Raw genomic sequence first — 6,441 nt, forward strand, 5'->3', positions numbered from 1 at the left:
CCGCATATTGGTTATTCGCATACGAGACGCCTTATTAAATAACGGCATATCCGACACGCAGTTTGGTATGCCGTTTTTCAGATCAGTTATTTGGCATTCACGTCCAGCAGACCCGCCGCAACTGCTGGAGCCAGACCTGGCGCTAACGGGATACGTGGGATCACCAGGCAGTGCAGCAGGTGGTAGATATCCTGTTTACCGTCCCAGACTTTGGTGGTGACCTTATTGTCTGCGTCCAGCTCCTGCCACCACGAACCATTTTCATAGTCCATCAGATACTTAATGCAGTACTCCCACCATGTCTGATACCAGGTTTCGTACTGGCGATCGCCGGTGACGGTGTAGAGCGCGTAAGCCGTACCCATCGCTTCGACGATAGGCCAACGCACACGTTCGCGGACAACCGGTTTGCCTTCCCAGTCAACGGTATAAACAATTCCGTCTGCGCCATCGGGCGCCCAGGCGTCGCGGATGGTGGCATTGAACAGGCCTTTGGCATCTTCCAGCAGCCAGGCTGGAGGCTGTTCGCAGCGGGCTTCCAGTGCGGCATGGATATGCAGCATCAAGCGGCCCCACTCAATCCAGTGTCCCGGCGTACCACCGAACGCGCGGAAGCGGTGAGCAGGGTTATCTTTGTTGTAATCAGGAATAGGTTTCCACTGCGTATCGAAGTGTTCGTTGACGCGGTAATGATTATTTCTGGCGACGTCGTGAATAATGACGGAAGCCACGCGAATCGCACGATCCAGCCATTTTTTGTCGTGGGTGACGTCATAAACAATCAGGAAGGCTTCCACTGCATGCATGTTGGCATTGCCGCCGCGATACTCTTCGGTTTTACTGAAGGCTTCGTCCCAGGACTCAAGGCACATCTGCTCTTCTTCACTCCAGAAATATTTCTCGATGATCTCAATGGTGTAATCGAGCAGTTTACGGGCTTCCGGGTGGCCTGTTGTGACGGCGCTGGCAGCCCCCAGCAGAGCAAAAAAGTGTTGATAACCCTGTTTGGAAGCATCCACTACGCCTTCATCATTCACGCAGGCATACCAGCCGCCATATTTTTTATCGCGCAGTGCGCCGTTCATCGCTTTGATACCGTGATCAACCAGTGAATAAGCGCCAGGGCGGCCCATCGCGGCAGCAACGGAATAGACGTGAAGCATACGGGCGGTGATCCATAAATGTGTGCCCATTTCTTCTTTGATTTGCCCTTTATTACCCAGCCAGCCAAAGCCAGTCGGTACTACGGAGTTTTTACCAAAATCAAAGATGCGATCGGTTTCCTGTTCCAGCCAACGGTTGTGGCTCAAGGTATTAAACCATTTCATTCCTTTATCCTCATATTAACGGCGTTTAGCCATCATTTCGTCGACGATATTGCCAAGTTGTTGCAATTTTGGTGCGCAAACGTCACGTAGCATTAGCTCACTATCTGGTAAACCAACGACCGATGCCCACACTGCACGACCTGCCAGGAATCCAGATGCGCCCGCCGTCATTGCTACACGCACGGCACGCGGGAACAGTTTTTCGTCGACGCCGGAAGAGAGGATCACCCAGGGCATATTGATATGCTCGTTCAGACGTTGTGAAGCGCTGAGAAGCTCTTGTTGTGGACCTTTGCCGTAAAGCGGCATTTCGACTTTGTAGAGATCGGCGCCGCTGTCGCCAAGCTCTTTTGCGGCATCGATGATTGCTTGTTCGCGATCGAATTTATCGCCACGACGCGGTGGGCGGACGACAGGCTCAATGATGCTCACCAGACCGTGTGAGTGACACAATTCGTTGAACTCTTTCACCATCTCCAGGCGTTGTTGTGCATCTTCATCACTACGCCAGAGCACCAGCAGTTTCAGAGCTTTGCCGCCGTCCTGTTTGATCTGTAATGGGTTGATTTTGCGGTCAATCACCACGCTATCCACCGGAATACCGTTGCCTGGAATAAACTCATCGGCGGCGACAATCATGGCGCAATTTTTGGCAATCGCGTTTTGCTCAACCACCTGGCGATAGCAGAACTGTTGATCCACCAGAATGGCTGAGGCATAAGGCGAAAGCGTTTTTGCGGCGTTAACTTTGAAATTGGTCAGTACGCTGTCGGCCACCGGCGATTTTTCGCCTGCCGCAGCAAACATCATGCGCATGGCTTCACGCTGATCGACCGCCAGCATGGCAAAACCGCCTGATGCACGCGTAATGTCGTTGATGGTGTACTTATTCATTCATTTTTTCCTTTATCCAGTCGTTACATTTTTACGTTGGCAGTCATCCCGGCGCTGACACGGACCTGTTCCAGAATGGCGGACCAGTCCTGGCGACCACGACCTGCTGCGCGCGCCTGGCTATAAACCTCCCGTGAAGCGGCCCCCAGTGGCATCGGCACATGCAACTGGTTAGCGACATCAAGGGCGATACCAAGATCCTTATGGGCGAGATCGATCATGAAAGCGGGAGAAAGATCCCCGCTCAGGACTTTGTTCGGCCAACTGGTGGTGAAGTGGCCTTTTCCAGCGGCGGTGCCGCTCATCACCTTGACGGCAACATTGAAGGAAAGATTCAGGGCTTCACACAGTACGGCGGCTTCAGCCGACAGCGCATTGAGCGCGATGCTCATGTAGTTGTTGATCAGTTTGACGCGGATCCCCATGCCCGGACCGCCCGTGTTGATCAACTCGCTGCCCATCGCCATCAGCACTGGTGTAGCGCGCTCAACTTGTTCAGCGGTGCCGCCAGCGAGTAGCAGCAGGGTGCCGGTAATAGCATTCGCGGAAGTTCGACCTACTGGCACATCCATCAGGCTGAAGCCTCTGGCATGCATATCAGCAATTAATTTATCGGTTTGCAGCGGGTGGATGGTTGACATATCAATGACCAGCGCATTGGCAGATAAACTCTCGCAAACGCCGTTTTCCCCAAATAGCACGCTGCGTACCAGATCGCCATTCGGCAACATAGTGATGATAAATTCAGCATCGATCGCTGCTTGCGCTGGATTGGCGGCAGGAGTTGCCCCTTTTTCTACCAGATGCTGTACGGCCTCTGGGTTGACATCGAATACGCGAAGCTGGTGTCCCTGCCGCAGTAAATTGCTCGCCATAGGCGAACCCATTTGCCCTAAGCCGATGAATGCGATTGCTGCCATAACCCTCTCCTGATGACGATTTTGTCAATTTATGTCATTTGTAATGCGTTTTTACTGTCTGTTTTTGATCGTATTTGTAATTTATGGTCAAAAAATTGACAGTCGTCACTCTTTAAACAATTGGTGAAATTAAAATGAATACATTCAAAAGTGATTAAGGAATGACCATGATTCGTATTGCTTGTGTAGGTATTACCGTGATGGATCGCATCTATTACGTGGAAGGGTTACCGACAGAGAGCGGTAAATATGTGGCGAAAAATTATCAGGAAGTGGGCGGCGGGCCAGCGGCTACGGCTGCGGTTGCGGCGGCCAGACTGGGAGCGCAGGTTGATTTTATTGGTCGCGTCGGTGATGACGATATTGGCAACAGCTTACTGGTAGAGCTGGAATCCTGGGGAGTTAACACCCGTTACACCAAACGGTATCGGCAGGCGAAATCCTCGCAGTCCGCCATCATGGTAGATGCCAAAGGCGAGCGGATAATCATTAACTACCCAAGCCCGGATTTACTTCCTGACGCTGAGTGGCTAGTGGATATCGATTTTTCTCAGTGGGATGTTGTGCTGGCGGATGTGCGTTGGCATGACGGGGCGAAAAAAGCGTTCACCCTGGCGCGGCAGGCAGGCGTGATAACTGTACTGGATGGTGATATTACGCCGCAGGATATCAGCGAGCTGGTGGCGTTAAGCGATCACGCGGCTTTCTCAGAACCGGGACTGGTGCGCTTAACGGGCGTGAACGAGATGGCGAGTGCGCTAAAACAAGCGCAAATGCTCACAAATGGTCATGTTTATGTTACCAAAGGAAGCGCAGGGTGCGACTGGCTGGAAAACGGCGGCCGTCAGCATCAACCCGCATTCAGTGTTGATGTTGTGGATACCACTGGCGCAGGTGATGTTTTTCACGGCGCATTAGCGGTGGCGCTGGCGACTGGCGGGACGTTAGCGGAGTCAGTCCGGTTTGCCAGCGGCGTTGCAGCGCTGAAATGTACGCGTCCTGGTGGCAGAGCTGGGATCCCTGACTGTGATCAAACCCGATCTTTTTTGTCACTTTTTGTATAAAATGCCAGGGTGATGGTTTTTCGAGGAATTCCCATGAGTCTTACCGAATTGACCGGTAACCCGCGGCACGACCAACTTCTCATGCTGATTGCGGAGCGTGGGTATATGAATATCGATGAGCTGGCGAATCTGTTGGATGTTTCCACGCAGACGGTCCGCCGGGATATTCGTAAATTGAGCGAACAAGGACTGATTACGCGCCATCATGGTGGTGCGGGTCGGGCCTCCAGCGTCGTCAACATGGCATTCGAACAGCGTGAGGTTTCGCAGACAGAGGAAAAAAAAGCCATTGCCGAAGCGGTGGCCGACTATATTCCTGATGGTTCGACAATTTTTATCACTATCGGCACCACGGTGGAGCACGTAGCCCGAGCGTTACTTAACCATAACCATCTGCGGATTATTACTAACAGCCTGCGTGTGGCGCATATTCTTTATCATAATCCGCGCTTTGAAGTGATGGTGCCTGGCGGTATATTGCGTTCGCATAATAGCGGGATCATTGGCCCTTCTGCAGCGTCGTTTGTTGCTGATTTTCGCGCGGATTATCTGGTGGCAAGCGTGGGTGCGATTGAGAGTGATGGCGCGTTGATGGAGTTCGATGTGAATGAAGCCAACGTGGTGAAAACGATGATGGCGCACGCCAGAAATATTCTGTTGGTCGCCGATCATACGAAGTATCACGCTTCCGCAGCGGTAGAGATTGGTAATGTGGCGCAGGTCACCGCGCTTTTTACCGACGAGGAACCGCCTGCCGCCTTAAAATCGCGCTTACAGGACAGCCAAATCGAAATCATCCTTCCCCAGGACGATGCATAGATTTTTGTGACCGTTAACCTGGCTTCGCGCCTGACCTCATAGCCAAACTCATCCTTTCCCGCTACAGTTAATTTCTTGTGGCGAGAAAGGAGGCAAAAATGCTCTATATCTTTGATTTAGGTAATGTGATTGTCGATATCGACTTCAACCGTGTGCTGGGAACGTGGAGCGATTTAACGCGTATACCGCTGGCTACGCTTAAGAAGAGTTTTCATATGGGCGAGGCATTTCATCAGCATGAGCGCGGGGAGATCAGTGACGAAGCGTTCGCAGAGGCGCTGTGTCATGAGATGGCTCTACCGCTAAGCTATGAGCAGTTCTCCCACGGTTGGCAGGCGGTATTTGTCGCGCTACGCCCGGAAGTGATCGCTATCATGCATAAACTGCGTGAGCAGGGGCATCGCGTAGTGGTGCTTTCCAATACTAACCGCCTGCATACTACCTTCTGGCCAGAAGAATACCCGGAAATCCGTGATGCTGCCGACCATATCTATCTGTCGCAAGAATTGGGTATGCGCAAACCCGAAGCGCGAATTTACCAGCACGTTTTACAGGCAGAAGGATTTTCACCTGACGATACGGTCTTTTTTGACGATAACGCCGATAATATAGAAGGGGCTAATCAACTGGGCATTACCAGCATTCTGGTGAAAGATAAAACCACTATCCCGGACTATTTCGCGAAAGTGTTATGCTAAAAAACATTCAGGATAAAGCCAGGCATCATACCCGTCCGCTATGGGCCTGGCTGAAACTACTCTGGCAACGCATTGATGAGGACAACATGACAACCCTGGCAGGTAATCTTGCCTATGTGTCGTTACTCTCATTAGTGCCGCTGGTTGCCGTTGTTTTTGCGCTTTTCGCCGCTTTTCCCATGTTTTCCGACGTCAGCATTCAGTTGCGTCACTTTATCTTCGCCAACTTTCTGCCTGCTACTGGCGATGTTATTCAGCGATATATCGAACAGTTTGTCGCCAATTCCAACAAGATGACTGCTGTTGGGGCATGTGGCCTGATCGTCACGGCGTTATTGTTGATGTACTCCATCGATAGTGCGTTGAATGCCATCTGGCGAAGTAAACGGGCGCGACCCAAAATTTACTCGTTTGCGGTGTACTGGATGATCCTGACGCTGGGGCCGCTGCTGGCGGGGGCCAGTCTGGCGATCAGTTCCTATCTGCTTTCCCTGCGCTGGGCGAGCGATCTCAATACCGTTATCGACAATGTGCTGCGTATTTTTCCGCTGCTGTTGTCGTGGATCTCCTTCTGGCTGCTGTACAGCATTGTTCCTACCATCCGCGTCCCCAACCGCGACGCGATTGTCGGTGCGTTTGTCGCCGCACTCCTGTTCGAAGCAGGAAAAAAAGGTTTCGCGCTATATATCACCATGTTCCCGTCATATCAGCTTATTGG

7 protein-coding genes are annotated in these 6,441 nt (G+C 51.9%); 4 read left to right on the forward strand and 3 right to left on the reverse strand.

Translation table 11 applies throughout. From position 1 onward, the window contains the following. Positions 1 to 86: 86 nt before the first annotated feature. Genes yihS through yihU form a run of 3 tightly spaced genes read right to left on the reverse strand, consistent with a single transcriptional unit; the run spans position 87 to position 3,142 of the window. A complete protein-coding gene (yihS, locus tag EA14781_RS21360) occupies positions 87 to 1,328 on the reverse strand; it encodes a sulfoquinovose isomerase (RefSeq protein ID WP_000870910.1) in 1,242 nt (413 codons plus the stop codon). 15 nt (positions 1,329 to 1,343) lie between these two features. Next, on the reverse strand, positions 1,344 to 2,222 hold the full coding sequence (gene yihT / locus EA14781_RS21365) for a sulfofructosephosphate aldolase (protein WP_001046471.1): 879 nt from the start codon (positions 2,220 to 2,222) through the stop codon (positions 1,344 to 1,346). 23 nt (positions 2,223 to 2,245) lie between these two features. Continuing rightward, positions 2,246 to 3,142, reverse strand: coding sequence for a sulfolactaldehyde 3-reductase (gene yihU / locus EA14781_RS21370; RefSeq protein ID WP_000718906.1), 897 nt, complete (start codon positions 3,140 to 3,142; stop codon positions 2,246 to 2,248). A gap of 167 nt (positions 3,143 to 3,309) precedes the next feature. Between yihU and yihV the strand changes: the two genes are divergently transcribed. The 4 genes from yihV to EA14781_RS21390 form a co-directional block, all read left to right on the forward strand. Beyond that, positions 3,310 to 4,206 (forward strand): sulfofructose kinase, encoded by an 897-nt coding sequence (gene yihV, locus EA14781_RS21375; protein ID WP_000618046.1) that lies wholly within the window; start codon positions 3,310 to 3,312, stop codon positions 4,204 to 4,206. A gap of 33 nt (positions 4,207 to 4,239) precedes the next feature. Further along, complete coding sequence (locus EA14781_RS21380) at positions 4,240 to 5,025, forward strand: DeoR/GlpR family DNA-binding transcription regulator (RefSeq protein ID WP_000059671.1); 786 nt, start codon at positions 4,240 to 4,242, stop codon at positions 5,023 to 5,025. A gap of 98 nt (positions 5,026 to 5,123) precedes the next feature. Beyond that, complete coding sequence (yihX, locus tag EA14781_RS21385) at positions 5,124 to 5,723, forward strand: glucose-1-phosphatase (RefSeq protein ID WP_002460585.1); 600 nt, start codon at positions 5,124 to 5,126, stop codon at positions 5,721 to 5,723. Next, positions 5,717 to 6,441: virulence factor BrkB family protein (locus EA14781_RS21390; protein ID WP_042336228.1), on the forward strand; the 725-nt coding region annotated here is incomplete at its 3' end. The genes yihX and EA14781_RS21390, both read left to right, overlap by 7 nt.

The sequence above is a fragment of the Escherichia albertii NBRC 107761 = DSM 17582 genome, assembly GCF_000759775.1.
GTDB lineage: Bacteria > Pseudomonadota > Gammaproteobacteria > Enterobacterales > Enterobacteriaceae > Escherichia > Escherichia albertii.

Bases quoted from the DNA above. Each gene is read 5' to 3' on its own strand.
- yihS (WP_000870910.1), bottom strand. From the start codon at position 1,328: ATGAAATGGTTTAATACCTTGAGCCACAACCGTTGGCTGGAACAGGAA.
- yihT (WP_001046471.1), bottom strand. From the start codon at position 2,222: ATGAATAAGTACACCATCAACGACATTACGCGTGCATCAGGCGGTTTT.
- yihU (WP_000718906.1), bottom strand. From the start codon at position 3,142: ATGGCAGCAATCGCATTCATCGGCTTAGGGCAAATGGGTTCGCCTATG.
- yihV (WP_000618046.1), top strand. From the start codon at position 3,310: ATGATTCGTATTGCTTGTGTAGGTATTACCGTGATGGATCGCATCTAT.
- EA14781_RS21380 (WP_000059671.1), top strand. From the start codon at position 4,240: ATGAGTCTTACCGAATTGACCGGTAACCCGCGGCACGACCAACTTCTC.
- yihX (WP_002460585.1), top strand. From the start codon at position 5,124: ATGCTCTATATCTTTGATTTAGGTAATGTGATTGTCGATATCGACTTC.